Origin of the sequence: Lysinibacillus sp. GbtcB16, from assembly GCF_019091145.1 — a bacterium.
Classification (GTDB): domain Bacteria; phylum Bacillota; class Bacilli; order Bacillales_A; family Planococcaceae; genus Lysinibacillus; species Lysinibacillus fusiformis.
The window spans coordinates 1195320-1211388 of record NZ_JAGXJV010000001.1; the positions used below are offsets into that span (position 1 = coordinate 1195320).

The 16069-nt window shown below is 39.4% G+C and carries 16 protein-coding genes; 10 read left to right on the top strand and 6 right to left on the bottom strand.

What is annotated here, in order from left to right; genetic code table 11:
- Positions 1–3 precede the first annotated feature (3 nt).
- From KVT27_RS05765 to KVT27_RS05780, 4 genes are all read right to left on the bottom strand, one after another.
- Positions 4–609 (bottom strand): response regulator transcription factor, encoded by a 606-nt coding sequence (locus KVT27_RS05765; RefSeq protein ID WP_036125134.1) that lies wholly within the window; start codon positions 607–609, stop codon positions 4–6.
- Positions 606–1634: a sensor histidine kinase gene (locus KVT27_RS05770; protein WP_208704405.1), complete on the bottom strand. Its 1029-nt coding sequence runs from the start codon at positions 1632–1634 to the stop codon at positions 606–608. Before KVT27_RS05770 ends, KVT27_RS05765 begins: the two co-directional genes overlap by 4 nt.
- A gap of 78 nt (positions 1635–1712) precedes the next feature.
- Positions 1713–2861, bottom strand: a complete 1149-nt coding sequence (locus KVT27_RS05775) for a DUF418 domain-containing protein (RefSeq protein WP_208704404.1) — start codon at positions 2859–2861, stop codon at positions 1713–1715.
- 141 nt (positions 2862–3002) lie between these two features.
- Entirely contained in the window at positions 3003–3599 is a 597-nt protein-coding gene (locus KVT27_RS05780; protein WP_309140231.1) for a class I SAM-dependent methyltransferase, read from the bottom strand.
- 294 nt (positions 3600–3893) lie between these two features.
- On the opposite strand from KVT27_RS05780, the gene KVT27_RS05785 reads away from it, so the two are divergent.
- Positions 3894–4139, top strand: coding sequence for a hypothetical protein (locus KVT27_RS05785; RefSeq protein ID WP_036146322.1), 246 nt, complete (start codon positions 3894–3896; stop codon positions 4137–4139).
- 51 nt (positions 4140–4190) lie between these two features.
- Here the strand turns inward: KVT27_RS05785 and KVT27_RS05790 are convergent, their stop codons facing one another.
- The gene (locus KVT27_RS05790) at positions 4191–5240 is read right to left on the bottom strand and encodes an NAD(P)/FAD-dependent oxidoreductase (RefSeq protein WP_036125138.1); all 1050 of its coding nucleotides are present in this window, start codon (positions 5238–5240) and stop codon (positions 4191–4193) included.
- Positions 5241–5387: 147 nt separating this feature from the next.
- Between KVT27_RS05790 and KVT27_RS05795 the strand changes: the two genes are divergently transcribed.
- The 9 genes from KVT27_RS05795 to KVT27_RS05835 all read left to right on the top strand — a co-directional run bounded on the left by KVT27_RS05795 (position 5388) and on the right by KVT27_RS05835 (position 14996).
- Complete coding sequence (locus tag KVT27_RS05795; RefSeq protein ID WP_036125139.1) at positions 5388–6176, top strand: ABC transporter ATP-binding protein; 789 nt, start codon at positions 5388–5390, stop codon at positions 6174–6176.
- A 16-nt stretch (positions 6177–6192) separates the two neighbouring features.
- Positions 6193–7119, top strand: coding sequence for an iron-hydroxamate ABC transporter substrate-binding protein (locus tag KVT27_RS05800; RefSeq protein ID WP_217580921.1), 927 nt, complete (start codon positions 6193–6195; stop codon positions 7117–7119).
- A 23-nt stretch (positions 7120–7142) separates the two neighbouring features.
- Entirely contained in the window at positions 7143–8144 is a 1002-nt protein-coding gene (locus KVT27_RS05805) for a FecCD family ABC transporter permease (protein WP_036125143.1), read from the top strand.
- A complete protein-coding gene (locus tag KVT27_RS05810) occupies positions 8137–9144 on the top strand; it encodes a FecCD family ABC transporter permease (RefSeq protein WP_036125147.1) in 1008 nt (335 codons plus the stop codon). Before KVT27_RS05805 ends, KVT27_RS05810 begins: the two co-directional genes overlap by 8 nt.
- Positions 9145–9372: 228 nt before the next feature.
- A complete protein-coding gene (locus KVT27_RS05815) occupies positions 9373–9792 on the top strand; it encodes a MarR family winged helix-turn-helix transcriptional regulator (protein WP_217580922.1) in 420 nt (139 codons plus the stop codon).
- A 13-nt stretch (positions 9793–9805) separates the two neighbouring features.
- The gene (locus tag KVT27_RS05820) at positions 9806–11008 is read left to right on the top strand and encodes an MFS transporter (protein ID WP_150907772.1); all 1203 of its coding nucleotides are present in this window, start codon (positions 9806–9808) and stop codon (positions 11006–11008) included.
- A gap of 162 nt (positions 11009–11170) precedes the next feature.
- Entirely contained in the window at positions 11171–12040 is an 870-nt protein-coding gene (gene efeO, locus KVT27_RS05825; RefSeq protein WP_036125150.1) for an iron uptake system protein EfeO, read from the top strand.
- Positions 12041–12046: 6 nt separating this feature from the next.
- The gene (gene efeB / locus KVT27_RS05830; protein ID WP_036125154.1) at positions 12047–13306 is read left to right on the top strand and encodes an iron uptake transporter deferrochelatase/peroxidase subunit; all 1260 of its coding nucleotides are present in this window, start codon (positions 12047–12049) and stop codon (positions 13304–13306) included.
- Positions 13281–14996 carry an FTR1 family iron permease gene (locus KVT27_RS05835; protein WP_036125157.1) on the top strand — a complete coding sequence of 572 codons (1716 nt, stop codon included), beginning with the start codon at positions 13281–13283 and terminating at the stop codon, positions 14994–14996. The genes efeB and KVT27_RS05835 overlap by 26 nt, the downstream gene beginning before the upstream one ends.
- Positions 14997–15054: 58 nt before the next feature.
- On the opposite strand, the gene KVT27_RS05840 is transcribed toward KVT27_RS05835, so the two are convergent.
- The gene (locus KVT27_RS05840) at positions 15055–15909 is read right to left on the bottom strand and encodes a pentapeptide repeat-containing protein (protein ID WP_036125160.1); all 855 of its coding nucleotides are present in this window, start codon (positions 15907–15909) and stop codon (positions 15055–15057) included.
- Between the last annotated feature and the right edge of the window lie 160 nt (positions 15910–16069).

Sequence of the window (16069 nt, forward strand, 5' to 3'; positions counted from 1 at the left end):
GATTTATAGCCAGCCTTTATCACTCGCAATTTGAGCAGCTTGCTGTCTTGATTCTACTTGTAGTTTCTGAATAGACGTTGATAAATAATTACGAATGGTACCTTTAGTTAAAAATAATTTTTTACTGATTTCGTGAGTGGTTAAGCCTTCCTTCACTAGTTGTAGCACGGCAATTTCTCGCTCATTTAAAGGATTTTGCTCCTTCATAAATAAAGTAGCGGCTAAATCTTTACTGACCACCTTTTCACCCTGCATAATCTTGCGAATCGTAGCGATTAAATAATCAATCGGTTCATCTTTCAGTAAGTAGCCGTGTACTTCACAATCCATTGCTTTTTGTAAATAGCCTGGGCGTGCAAACGTTGTGACAATCATCACTTTGCAGGGCAAATTGGCCTCTTTAATTTTTTCTGCAAGCTCTAACCCTGAGAGATGGGGCATTTCAATATCTACAAGGCAAACATCGGGTAATTCCTGCTGAATGTAGTCCCATGCTTTTTGACCATCAGAAACTTCAGCGATTACTTCAATATCGGGTTCGAATGACAAAAGGGATGTTAAGGCACCACGTAACATTTGTTGGTCCTCTGCTAGTAAAACTCGTATCATGACGGGGGCTCCTTTCCATCTTGAATGGGTATGCTCAATATCACCTTTGTGCCTGTCTTTGTATTGTCTTCAAACAGGGCATTCCCCTGTAGAACACGCATTCTTTCTTTCATCGAGCTCATGCCATTGCCCAGTCCCTTCTGTTCCAAACCAATCCCATCATCTTGAATAGCAATGGTATATTGTCTAGTTCGACAGTGGATTTGCATATGGCAGTTCTGAGCTTGACTATGCTTTAGCATATTAGTAGTAGCCTCACGTACACATAAAGCTAGCATTGTTTCCTCAACACTTGAAAGAACAATTTTGGGACAGTGATTGTGAAGGGTGGTCTTAATATTGGCACTTTGTAATAGCTGCTGGCAGTGATGCAGCTCCGCTTGTAGAGATACGAAATTCATATCCGAAACAAGCTCACGTACTTGCTTTAGGGCTGTACGTGTTGTAGCTAATATGTCGTTTAATTCTTGTTTGACACTGGAAGGGTCCCGGTCGATAAGCTTAGTAGTCAATTCTGTTTTCACTTTAATCATCGTCAGGGTGTGACCAATGGTGTCATGAAGATCTCTAGCAATGCGCTGTCTTTCCTCCTGCTGAACAAGCTGGGTATTAACATCTGCCAATTCGTTCTGTAGATTTTTCGATTTTTCGACAAAATAAATGAGGATAGGAAATACCAATTGAATGATCATCATCGGTATTAGTACCTGTGAATCAACAAGTGCTAGGGAATTTGTGGTCGCCAAGAAAACGATTAAAAACATGACAGCCATCCCCAAAATTCCGCTAGCAATATGCCATTTTGATTTCGCTCTCCCTAATAAATCGGCAAAGGTAAATCCGAAAATTAACATGAAGATGTCCTCGTAAATGGCAAGGATAGTAATAAGAAGAAAGCCTATAAGTGAGGCAAGTAGTAGCTTCCAATTTCGATTCCATAAAGCCATATAGAAGGCGCCTAGGTACAAGAATAAAATAGCTAACTTAGCTATGAAAGGGAGTGTGGATTGAGACCATAACACCATGGCTACTAATACAATTATAGATACAACATCGATGATTAAATAATGTTTAACTTGTTCTCTGGGATATATTTTTATGGCTTACACCATCCTCTGTTGCTTATTCTTTGTCAAAGCGTGAATCGTTTTTTTACGTCCCCATTCCATCGGGCCAATCTGGAATTGCTGCTGCCAAAATGTTGCTAGGACTAGCTGCAGGCAAGAAAGGGCAATCCAAATACTTATGATAATAATGCTATTTACATGACCACCTAAGCCAAGTCCCCAGCCGTAAAAAATAATAGACGCCAGCACATTTTGCAGCACATAACAGCTTAATGACATTTTGCCGACATTGGCAAATCGTTGCCAAAGCCAATCAAGCCTCTTATATTCTACCAGTTTACCTAAAATTCCAATATAGCCAATCGATAGAATCGGCGCACATAAATAACGAACAGGTAAATCAAAAAGCCCCCCTGGAATAAAAATTAGCAGATTTAATGGAATGCCAATGAATACACCGATTGTAAACAGCTTTTGTCGAGCCTGATGACCTTTATTCGTTGGTGAAAAAACCTCATTGCGCATGAACTTGACGCCAAGAATAAATAAAAAAACATTCATGGGGATAATAAAAATAGCTTCTGTCCGATAAAATAAAAAGTTTGTTAGGCGATGCTGTACTTGCTCCAGCCATGTACCGTTTGCATAGATGGCTGCGACAGTTTCCATACCATTTAGGGAAACACTACCTGCAAGCAAGGAAATGACAAAAATAAAGAAAATGAGGAGGACATGAAAGCTACCAAAAAGATAGAAAGCCCATGTCATCACTTTGTCGCCTAATCTAATGACAATGGCCACGATAAAAGCAGTAACGGCGTAGCTCATTAAAATATCATATTCCATGACAAGTGTGTAATGAAGCAGTCCCTCCAACCCTAAAAAGACAATCGTCCATAGATACACGCCAGGCCAAGCATTTCCTCTACGAAGTGCTTGCTGGTATTTTAGCTGTAATCCAACCCCAAACATAATCGTTAATAATCCTAGAAGCTTTCCATTGACAAAAAATAGCACTAACATGCGTAAAAAATCATTGAAAGACCACCAACCAGTATAATTACTCGTTGTGATATACGATAAATCACCGAGATAAGCAAAAATCCAAATATTTGTTCCAAGCGTTCCTAAAACAGCGAAGCCTCTTAGCATATCGATAAAGGGAAGCCTTTGTTTTGTTTGCATTGTTCTATCACTCTTCCTTTGTTTTTCTTATATTCATGATAAAAAAAACAGGAGGGGAAAACCTATTCACACGAGTCAAAGAAACTATATGACAGGTGTCATAACAAAAAACCAGCAACGCTTTGGATGCTGGCTAAAAGATTATTTTGTACATATATAGATGCGGTAATCTAAAATAGTATCGTATTTTTCGTTCATCCTCAAATGCTGATCCATGACATCATACAAGGTGGATTCAATATCCTTAGAAATGTGGAATTCTGGCTTGGATGAGATATCCTTGTTTTTTTGTATGCGAATATCTTGAAACCCTGTCTCTTGGAATAAAGCAACCCAATCCTTTTTCGTGAGGAGCGCATCAAATCCGTAAAATTGTTGGATGTCGTCTGCCTGCAGTGTGGAAAGGAGCATAGGGACGGTAAATTCAATGGCAATTAAGCGTCCACCTTTTTTCAATAAACGGAAAATCTCTTGCAATGCACGTTGTTTATTTACAAAGGCAAGAACTGATTCAGCAAGGACAAAGTCAAATGCTTCATTGGGTAATGTAGTTTCCTCAATCGAGCCTTGAATGACATTGACTGATAAATGTCCTTTTTTCATGCGGTGACGTGCTTTTTCTATCATAATAGGATTGATATCGATACCCGTTACGTGGGCTGCATAATGGGAAGCTAAAAAGGCAGCTGTTTGTCCTGTACCACAGCCAACATCTAAAATATGAGAGGCTGGTAGAATACTCTAATTCTTCATGATTTCCTTTGATAGATTAATGCCCCCAGGATGGGCACCACCCACACCAAATTTCGCTAACAATTGAAGATAATTAGAATTTTGAATGAAAACCACCTTCTTTTTTTATATAGTATGAAAAGAAAACTAGTATGGTTCCCTTACATATGGTGAAAAGCTAGAAATCCCTATATTTTATAGGACAAAAATAGATAATTTTTGATACTTCTTCATACGTCTAATTCCTTCATAAAAGGCGCACATATACTAGGGAAGAGCTTTTAGATAGGAGGTGTATAAATGCCACATTTTCAGCCGAATTATAGAAGAGGAGTCTATCCTTCAAACAATATGGGAACTTTTGGTCCTCCATTTCGAGGTAGAGCGATGCAACCTAACTATCCACCCAATCAGCAATTTCAAGGTCCTAGAATAGGAGGGAGGTTGCCAGATCATCTAAATACAATTATGGGTCATGCTGGAACGATTACGAATGGCGTAAATATGTTAAGACAGATGGGGGCACTATTAAGTTTATTCAAATAAAAGAAAGAAACCCTCTTAAGATTGCTTTCTTGAAGAGGGTTTCTATTATGATTAATGGGATGGGACAAGTTCTTTTTCGATAATGGAGCGGTTTTTCTCTTTAAATAGTTCATTATGAGAGGACACCATTCCATGGCGATAAGCAGTTGGCTCTAAATAAGTTTTAATAGAGTTGACCGCATTGGCTGCATCTTGGAATGTCCCAAGTAGCAAATTAATTTTTCCTTCAAATGATAAAATATCTCCTGCCGCAAAAATACCAGGCTGTACTGTTTCACCTGTTGCTTTGCCTTCGAAATAATAATCATCCTTTTTAGGAATCGAAATCGCTTCATCAAACGTGAGGGACGCTTCACAATTATAGCCATGACTAATGATGACCTCATCAATTTGACGAGTGTAGCTTTCCTTTGTTTTTGAGTTTTCACATCTCACTAATTGAATAGCCGTTTTATCTTCATTAGCTAAAAGCTTTGTAATCGTCGTATTGCATTCAATCAGGACACCAGCATCAAGGGCTTCTTTTACGGTTGCCTCATGCGCTGATAATGTTTCTTTACGGTAAACCACTGTCACACTTTTAGCAATGGGGCTCAGTTCGACAGCCCAATCAATGGCCGCATTCCCGCCCCCAGAAATAAGGATATCCTTATTCACAAAACGTTTATAGGATTGAACGGTATAGTGTAAATTGGACATTTCATATTTCTCAGCACCTTCCAGCGTTAGTTTCTGAGGATTAATAATACCTCCACCAACTGCTAGTAGAACTGTTTTTGAATAATGCTTTTCACCAGTAGCTGTATGTACAATAAATAGATTTTCTTGTCGTTCAATAAAATCTACTTTTGTGTTTGTTAGGATCGTAGGGTCAAATGTTTTAGCTTGCTGGATCAATTGTTTAACAAATTTCTCGCCTAAAATAGGGGGGTGACCTCCTATATCCCAAATAAGCTTTTCAGGATAAAGTAATACTTTTCCACCAAGTTGAGATTGGCTCTCGATTAATTTTGTTTTTAATCCTCGTAAACCACTATAAAAGGCGCTATACAAGCCGGCAGGGCCTCCGCCAATAATTGTCACATCATACACATGTTGCATTTTTATTGCCACATCCTTAATTAATAGTAAAAAAGTAATTGACAAAATCTTATCATAAAACTAGACTAATTTTAGTGATAATGATTATCATTTTTATCAGTGCCTATAATAGCATGGAATGAAGTAAAATGAAAGAGAGGGTCCGAATTGCGTTTAGAAGTAGAATCGATTCGTGTTGGTTATGAGAATAAAACGATTGTGCATGACTTATCGCTGCAAATTCCAGATGGTAAAATTACAACCATCATTGGTTCAAATGGTTGCGGAAAGTCTACCTTATTAAAGGCCATTACACGTATTTTAAAGCATGAGAGTGGACAGGTCATTTTGGATGGTCAAAATATTTCCAAGATGAACACGAAAGAATTGGCGAAAGAACTTGCCATTTTACCGCAAAGCCCAGAAAGTGCACATGGTTTAACAGTGGAAGAGCTTGTATCCTACGGTCGATTTCCCTATCAAAAGGGCTTTGGCAATTTATCACAGAAAGATAAAGAGGTCATTGACTGGGCTTTACAAGTGACAAAAACAGAAGACTTCCGCTTGCAATCTGTAGACGCTTTATCAGGTGGACAGCGTCAACGAGTGTGGATTGCAATGTCTTTAGCTCAGGAAACCGACATTATATTTTTAGATGAGCCGACAACCTATTTAGACATGGCACATCAATTAGAGGTTTTAGAGTTACTTTATAAGCTCAATGAAGAACAAGGGCGCACGATTGTTATGGTCCTCCATGATTTGAATCAAGCCGCACGTTTTTCTGATTATATTGTGGCACTGTCACAAGGAGAGCTTGTTAAATTTGGAACAGCTGAGGAAGTCATGGTTCCAGAAGTATTAAAAAAAGTGTTTAATATTGATGCTGTAATTGGCCAAGATCCACGAACAAACAAACCAATGTGCATTACATATAACTTATTACAAACCGTTTAAAGGAGAATGAAAGACAATGAAGAAGTGGTTATTACCAATGTTTATGATGCTTGTACTAGTACTAGCGGCGTGTGGCAATAAAGAAGAGAAAGCAGAAAAGGCTGATGAAGGCTCGAAAGATGCAACTTCAGCTGAGACAATTACGTATCAATCAGAAGCAGGTCCTGTTGAAGTACCGGCAAACCCTAAACGTGTAGTCGTATTATCTTCTTTTGTAGGGGATTTATTACAGCTTGATGTTGATGTTGTCGGTGTAGATGCATGGGCAGCAAAAAATCCAAACTTTGAAGATGCTATTAAAGATGCAGTAGTTGTAGAAAATACAGATGTTGAAAAAATTCTTGAGCTAGAGCCAGACTTAATCATTGGTTTAAATGGTATTGAAAATGCTGATAAATTATCAGAAATCGCACCAACTGTATTATTTACGTATGGGAAAGTAGATTATTTACAACAATTTATTGAAATCGGTAAAGTTGTAAATAAAGAAAAAGAAGCAACAGCATGGGTAGAAGATTTTAAAGCACGTGCAGCAGAATCAGGTAAAAAAATTAAAGAAAAAATCGGTGAAGATGCAACTGTAACAGTGGCAGAGAACTTTAATAAACAATTTTATATTTATGGCGATAATTGGGGTCGTGGAACAGAGATTTTATATCAAGAAATGGGCTTGAAAATGCCTGAAAAAGTTAAAGAAACAGCTTTAGAGCCTGGCTACTATGCAATTTCTCAAGAGGTTTTAGGGGATTATGCAGGGGATTATGTGATTTTCAGTATGTTCCAAGACCAAGACAACTCATTTACAGATGCAGCATGGTTTAAAGATTTAGAGGCAGTGAAAAATGGTCATTTATTTGAAGTGAATGCAAATGCCTTTTATTTCAATGACCCGATCACGTTAGAGCATCAGCTGAAGTTCTTTGAAGAGAAATTTTTACAATAATTAGTAGAGAGTAGCGAAGGCAAATGACAAAGTTTCGACAGTTACCATTTTGGCTTCAGGTATTGCTTGCATTGATCGTATTAATCGGCACGGCTTGTATCTCGCTGTGCTTAGGTGCAGCGAATACGAGCATTCAAGATGTCTATCAAGCAATTGTCGGACAAAGTGGTGGTAAGCATTACACGATTTTACGTGAAATTCGATTTCCTCGTATCATTGCTGCTATTTTTGTTGGCAGTGCACTCGCAGTTGCGGGAGCGATTATGCAGGGGGTTACACGCAATCCATTAGCTGATCCAGGGCTACTTGGTTTAACAGCAGGGGCAAATGCTGCCCTTGCTTTAACGATGGCATTTATCCCGAAATTCTCCTATTATACGTTAATTTTAGCCTGCTTTATTGGAGCTGGAATTGGTATGATGATCGTTTATGGGATCGGTGCCTCTACTAAGAAGGGCTTCTCTCCATTGAGACTTGTTTTAGCTGGTGCAGCAGTTACTGCTTTATTACAAGCAGTTGCTGAAGGCACGGGCATTTTATTTCAAATTTCCAAGGATGTTTCGATGTGGACAAGTGGCGGATTCATTGGCACGACATGGCAGGCGTTATTGATCGTTCCGGTCATTGTCATTGGTCTCCTATTGTCGTTTGCTTTTAGTCGTCAATTAACGATTTTAAGTTTAAATGAAGAAGTAGCGGTAGGTGTTGGGCAAAACACAACATTGATTAAAGGTATTATGATGTTTGCTGTCGTTATTTTAGCTGGCTCTGCCGTAGCACTTGTTGGGAATCTAGCATTTGTTGGCTTAATGGTTCCGCATATTGTTCGCGCATTTGTAGGGACAGACTATCGTTTTGTCCTACCGATGAGCGCAATTGTTGGCGGCTGGTTTATGGTGACGGCTGATTTTGCAGGACGTATGATTAATGCACCATTTGAAACGCCGGTTGTAGCGATTGTTTCGATTCTTGGTCTACCATTCTTCCTACTATTAGTACGGAAGGGAGGACGCCAATTTGTTTAAAGAAGGTCGCAAAAAACAGCGAAAATGGTTTTTTACTTGGCTTGTCGTCACGTTATTCATTTTTGTTTTAGGTATTTCTTTAGGACCTGCCTCAGTTTCGTTTGATCGCATTCTCCCAACCTTGCTAGGCGATGGTAGTTTTAAAGAATCCTTCGTATTATTCTCAGTTCGCTTACCACGAATGTTGGTATTAGCAGCGGCTGGGATGGCATTAGCTTTAGCAGGTGCAGTCCTACAAGGGGTTACACGCAATGATTTAGCAGATCCAGGGATCATTGGTATTAATGCAGGAGCAGGTGTCGGGATTACAGTCTTTTATTTACTTGTAAATGGAGATCTTCCACACTTTGCTTATATATTGCCAGTTGTAGGATTTTGTAGTGCGCTTTTCACTGCCCTTTGCATTTACTTTTTCTCTTATCAACGCAATAAAGGAGTGCAACCCGTCCAACTGATTTTAATTGGGGTAGGGGTAGCCTCTGCTTTATCTGGCGTTATGATGGTATTAATTTCCTCAGCAGAGCGAAGTGATGTGCAATTTATTGCCCAATGGCTTGCAGGTAGTGTTTGGGGTACGGATTGGCCATTTTTCTGGGCTTTAGTGCCTTGGCTTGTCGTGGGAATTCCATATATTTTCTATAAATCCAATGTCTTAAATGTCTTGGCGATGACGGAGCAAACAGCCGTAGGTCTTGGGATGAATATCGGGCGCGAGCGGTTACGCTTATTAATCGTCGCTGTGGCACTAGCAGCAGCAGCAGTTTCTGTAACAGGTGGTATTGCCTTTATAGGGTTGATGGCACCTCATATTGCCAAACAGCTTGTCGGACCACGCTACCAATTCTTTTTACCATTGACATTATTCATTGGCGCAAGTCTATTAATGCTGTCCGATACTATTGGTCGTGTTGCCATTCCTACTGCAACTGTACCAGCGGGGATCATTGTTGCCTTTATCGGGGCACCTTATTTTTTATATTTATTACGGAAGAATGTATAGAAAAGTGATAGCACGAGTAAACGGATGCTCGAAAGCAAAGGCTTTTGAACTACTGAAATGAATGAAGGATTTATTTTACTAAATGTATATGGCAAGTTTTTAGGAACCTCATTTGTTGAGGTTCTTTTTTAATACCCTTATTCTATAGATGCGAAATCCCGACTAGACAAATAGAGATTTTAGGTATATAGTTAGCTAGGCTAACTAATGTAAAGAGGAAGTGATTTTTTGACAATCGAGCAGGAGTTTTTTAATCAGTATCGTTTAATGTATAGACCATTTATCAATAAGCTGAATGTGCAACTTGAACCGTATCAGTTATATAGCTCACAGTGGGCAGTTCTTCGTTTTTTAAAGGATAAAGGTCCGCATTCCTTTGTGGATATCGCGAATTTTATGTCTATTGAGAAGTCGAGTGTGACGAAGCTTGTACATAAACTTGTGGAGCTTGGCTATGTGGAAACGATCCCGGGCAAGGATAAGCGGGAAAAGCTTGTTCATTTATCGGCGCATGGAGAGGAGCTTGTGCAGGAGATTAAAGCGCACTTGAAGCCATTTTTTGAGCATGCACTGGCAGGTGTACCTCAACGAGATATTGAAATAGCGACACAGGTTTTTGAAAGAATTTGTATGAATATTCATCAATAGGAGAGCGAGTAACGTGGAAGGAACAACAAGAAAGAAACTATGGACAAAGGATTTTTTAATTGTCTCACTTATTAATTTTACCATTACGTTAATCTTTTATTTATTAATGGTTACGATTGCTGCTTATGCAGTGGAACATTTTAATGCGTCTACAAGTACAGCGGGTCTTGTATCGAGTATTTTTATTATCGGAACATTATTAGGGCGTCTTGGAACGGGCCGTATTATTGGGGATTGGGGCAGTAAGAAAACATTATTTTGTGGATTGCTTTTATTTATGCTGTCAACGATGTCCTATTTTATTGCAGGGAATTTACCTTTACTTATGCTGAATCGTTTAGTACAGGGGATTGCCCTAGGGGTGGCAAGTACAGCGACGGGGACGATTATTGCACAGATTTTACCTCCTGAGCGACGCGGTGAAGGAATTGGTTATTATAGCTTAAGTGCGATTTTGGCCACAGCTATTGGACCATTTGTCGGTATTTTATTAACACAGCTGTTTGAGGATTACCGCATGATTTTTGCTGTAGATTCAGTTTTAGCTATTATCTGCTTTTTCATGTATTTTATCGTAACAGTGCCAGATGCACCGAAGAAGGCAAAGGATGCGGCAGCAAAGGCTGGCTTTAAGGTGACGAACTTCATTGAATTGCGCGCTGTACCGATTGCTTTTGTTGCACTGGTCATCGGTTTTGCGTATTCTGGCGTCATGTCCTTTATGACCTTTTATGCGAAGGAGCTTGATTTAGTATCAGCAGGTAGTTATTTCTTCATTATCTATGCGATTGTCATTTTAGCTACACGTCCATTTACAGGGAAATTGTTGGATACAAGAGGCGCTAATATTATCATTTATCCATGTTTGGTGATTTTTGCTATTGGTATGTATGCATTTAGCTCAGCGTCAACAACGATTGCTTTTTTAATTGCTGCTGCTTGTATCGGTATTGGATATGGTAACTTCAACTCAGTTGCACAGGCTATTGCTATTAAAGTAACTCCGAATGAACGTTTAGGACTTGCGACATCTACTTACTTCATTTTTTATGATTTAGGTTTAGGCGTAGGGCCTTATTTCTTAGGATTATTTGTTCCATCTGCGGGCTACAGAGCCATCTTCTTTGCGATGGTCTTTGTCATTGTATTATCAATTGTACTTTATTATTTCTTACATGGTAAATATGAAAAATTGAAACAATCAAAAATTTCGTAGATTAGAATCATTATATTGTGGAAAAAACGTCTTTTTTCTAGTTGTTCTTCGAAAACAACTTAAAAATGACGTTTTTTTCTTTTTCAAAAAAATTATCTTGCATTAGAGGATGATAATCATTATCATCACAATATAAAACAAAATCGGGAGTAGGTACGAAGTATGAAAAATAAATCATTATTGTCAGTATTAGTAGCAGGAGGCATTCTAATGGCTGGCTGTGGTAATACAGAAGATACAAAAAAAGAAGATAAGCCTGAAACAGAGCAAACAGACAAAGCAACACAAGAGGTTGATTTATCTTCTGAACTATCAGCCTATCAACAATTTGCATTAGAGCAAATGGATCAATTTTTACTAGAAACAGAGAAATTTGTGAATCTTGTTAAGGCTGGCGATATTGAAGGAGCAAAAGCGGCCTATGCACCAGCGCGTATGTATTTTGAACGTTCTGAACCAATTGCGGAAAGCTTTGGTGACCTTGATCCACGTATTGATGGTCGTTTAGCTGATATACAGGAAGAAGGAAAAGGCGAAGAAGAGTGGTCAGGCTATCATAAGCTTGAGTATGCACTATGGGAAGAAAATACAACAAAAGGCTATGAGGCTGTGGCTGACCAGCTACTTGCAGATGCCAAGGAATTACATGCCCTTGTACAAACAGTTGAAGTGACTCCTGATTTAATGATTACAGGTGCAGTTGATTTATTAAATGAAGTGTCCACATCTAAAATTACAGGTGAAGAGGAAATTTATTCACATACAGACCTGTATGATTTTAAAGCGAATATTGAAGGTGCTGAAAAAATCTTTGAAATTTTACGTTCAAAATTAGAAGCGAAAGATTCAACATTAGTTACAACACTTGATGAAAAATTCAAGGCGGTGGACGATTTATTAGCACAGCATGCAACTGCTGATGGTGGCTATGTTTCCTACGAAGAATTAACAGAGGATCATACAAAAGCGCTTGCGGCAGCGGTAAATCAGCTTGGAGAACCATTAAGTCAAATGGGTATCATTTTGGAGTGAACATAAATGACAGCGTCAAATGAAGAAAAATGGATGAATAAAAAAATCTCTAGACGTGATATGTTGAAACTGACAGGCATTGGGGTGGCAGGTGTTGCTATTGGTGCCTCTGGTTTAGGTGGTGTGATGAAAGCAATGGGCTATGATGTTTTTGAGCCTGTTGCTGACAGTACCACTGCGAGCAATAAGGTCAATTTCTACGGCAGTCATCAGTCAGGTATTGTAACACCTGTACAAACGAATATTTATTTTGCTTCTTTGGATGTATTAGTGACATCGAAGAAGGAACTGCAAGAGTTGTTCCAGCAATGGACACCTCTTGTTGTACGTTTAATGAATGGTGAATTAATGGCTGATGTTTCGTCGAATACGAGAGTGCCGACTGGTGATACAGGTGAGGCAGAGGGCTTAGATGCTGCCAATTTATCAATTACTATTGGTGTTGGAGCTTCCTTATTTGATAAGCTTGGTATGCAGCATTTAAAGCCAGCGGAATTAAAGGATTTACCACATTTCCCAAAGGATCAGCTACTGAAAGAATATACAGGTGGTGATCTATGTATTCAAGCCTGTGCAGATGATCCGCAGGTGGCATTCCATGCAGTCCGCAATTTAGTACGTGCAGCGTCAGGGAAAGTGGAGATTAAATGGTCACAGTCTGGCTTTAACTCGTTTCCAGCAGGTGGTGGTACCCCCCGAAACCTCTTTGCATTCAAGGACGGTACGGTGAATCCATCCATTACAGATGAGAAGGATTTAAAGAAGGTTGTTTGGGTGGATAAAGGCTGGCTACAAGGTGGCTCTTATTTAGTTGCGCGTAAAGTTCAAATGCATCTTGAGACATGGGATCGTACATCTTTAAAAGATCAAGAAGCTACATTTGGTCGTTACCGTGATAGTGGAGCACCGATGGGTAAGACAAAGGAATTTGATGATTTTGATGTAGAGGCGAAGGATGATAAAGGGAATTATATTATGCCTGATACATCACATGTTCACTTAGCTCGTAAATCAGGAGCTCGTATTTTGCGTAGATCCTATTCCTATGCATCAGGTGTGATGTCGAATACAGGCACTCATGATGCGGGGCTTATCTTTATTTCATTTCAAAAAGACCCAGCCCAATTTACAACGATTCAAAATAGCTTAGGGCGTATGGATAAAATGAATGAGTATATTACCCATCGAGGCAGTGCAGTGTTTGCTTGCTTCCCTGGTGTACAAAAGGGGAGTTATTTAGGTGAAGCACTTTTTAACGCGCTGTAGTATTGTGATTGCTTTAGTTCTGACTTTAGCTTTACCAGTGCAAGCTGCGCAATCGTATAGTCCTTTATATATTGCGATTAGTGATGCATTGATGAATACGAAGCAGGATAAAGAGGCAGAGGCGAAACAGGCGCTTGAACAGTTTGCCACAGACTGGGCTATGGTTTCTTCAGAACAAAAAGAGGCGAAAGCAAAGGTTGATGAGATCCTTGCGCAAGCAACAGAGGCCAAGTCAAAGGATGACCGTTTAGAGGCGTTGTCAGCATTGTCGAATGCATTACGGGCGCTAGAAAAACTGGAAAATCCAGTAGATGAGGCTGCACAGCGAGCAGAGTTTGGACAAAAGATGAAGCCAATTTTGGCAGACTTTGAAAATGCTTTAGCTAGTGGTGATGTTCAGGCTATTGATGAAGCCTACAAGGATTTTAATCTCAAGTGGAATAAAAGTGAGCGACCTGTACGTGAGCAAAGTATTGCCATGTATGGGCAAATCGAAACACAGATGGCATTTCTACGAATCTCTATTTCTGCGGAAGAACCAGATATCGCTTTAATGAAAACTCAATTTGCAGATTTACAACAAACAATTGTAGATTTTGTAGCGGGTAAAGAAACGGCTGAAGCGGTAGAAGGAGACTATTCGCTAGCTACATTAATTGCTTATATTGATGAGGCGTTGGACTATGTAGATAATGGTGATTATAAGGCAGCCTCTAATAAGGTTCGTGAATTTATCACGATTTGGCCACGAGTTGAAATAGAAATCTCAACTCGTAATGGTAGTCTATATACAAAAATTGAAAGTGATATGCCCATAATCGCCAGTGATTTATTAAAATCCTCTGTCGATCAAGGGGCTATTACGAAAAAATTAAATACATTCCGTACGGAAATCGAGTTAATTCAAGGTGATTCAGATTATACAGTTTGGGATGCCGCGTTAATATTACTTCGAGAAGGGCTAGAGGCTTTACTCATTATATTAGCTCTTGTGTCATTTCTTAATAAATCAGGGCAGAAGAAAATGCGTAAATGGATTTATATCGGAGCGTTTGTGGGCGTTCTGTTATCAGCAGTTGCCGCAGTTCTTATGTCAACGATTTTAAATTCGGCTACAATTGATACGAATCGTGAATTAATGGAAGGCTATGTAGGCTTACTGGCTGCAGCAATGATGATTGGTGTAGGTATTTGGCTGCATAGTAAATCGAGTGTGGTCAGTTGGAATCGCTATATTTCGAAGCAAATGGGCAATGCCATTTCCAGTGGCTCTATTTTTGCGATGGCAGCGATTAGCTTCTTATCCGTTTTCCGAGAAGGGGCAGAAACGCTTGTCTTTTATGCGGGTATTGCACCGAAAATGGCGACTTCTCAATTTATTCTTGGGATTGTCGTGGCACTCATTATCCTTGCCGTGCTTGCCGTTGTGTTGTTTAAGGCAAGTGGCAAAATTCCTATTCATAAATTCTTTGCCGTAGCGACCTGGCTTATTTATATATTAGCCTTTAAAATTATCGGTGTCAGTCTGCATACATTGCAGCTAACTAATAAGATTTCTACAACGATTGTTGATGGCTTACCTGTCGTAAGCATGATTGGTTTCTATCCAACCGTAGAAACGATGATTGGCCAAGCGATATTACTAGCATTGATCGGGGCAACGATCATTTATAAAAAGAAGCAAGCCTAAGCGTCTTTAGTAAAACGCTTATGGCGGAAAGGGATGTCTCTATTGGAGGCATCCTTTTTTATTGCCAATGAGCGGGACGTTTAATATACGAAGGTAGTTTCGTAGTGCTGTCACCTTGTGCGGCATTGATTTGCATTTGTGTTAAAAATAAACTTGTCGATAGATCTGCGCCGCGTAAATTGGTATCACGCATATCAGCCCCAATGAAATCTACCCCTTGTAAATTGGCTCCTTGTAAATTGGCAGCAATTAAATAGCTACCTCTTAAATCAGTAGCTCGTAAATCTTTCCCCTTGAAATTTTTCCCCATCCAATCAGCACCACGCTGATTTAATTTAGGAGAAGTTTTCCCCTTTACTAGCTGTTGCCGCATTTGTTCGCTTGTTTTTAAAAGAAGTGCGTTTACTGGCATACGAATAGCAATCATGTCCAGTGCCAATAAGCCATTAGCGTCAAGCTCTGTTGCCTGCTGTAGCTGCTCTAATTGAACGAGGAGCTGTTCATGGAGCGTATCGTCAACTGGATAGGAAAGAGCTTCAGCTACATACGCAATCATTTCATATAGCTGCTCCATAATTGGAAACACTTGAAACATCTTCTCAGCATGCTCTCGTGATTGGCGCCAATCTTGCCCTTTAAATGTCACTTGGGAAACTTGCTGACCTGCCCCTAAGCAATCAAAAACAGTACAGCCTTTATAGCCACTTTTTCTTAGCTTGCTATGAATTTGACAGCTATAATCCTCCTTTAAATTGGAGCATGGCTTGCCTGCTGGTTTATCCATGGCAAAATCACTAGAAGCTACTATATTTAATGCGGTACAACATAAGCCAAAACAGCTTTGGCAATCTGCCTGTAAGCTTTCTCGGATTGTCGTGCCAAACGATGTGTCTCTATTTGTTAGTCTAGACATTCTCTTTTTTCCTCTCTTACCTCATAAACTTAGCTATTATTTTAGCACGTACATGCGAGGTTATGAAATATGAATACACCCATATTTTGAAAGACAGGTGCGATTATGGTATTCTTCTTCACAAGACATTGTATAGAAAATTTAGAAAAAGTAGTGGTGG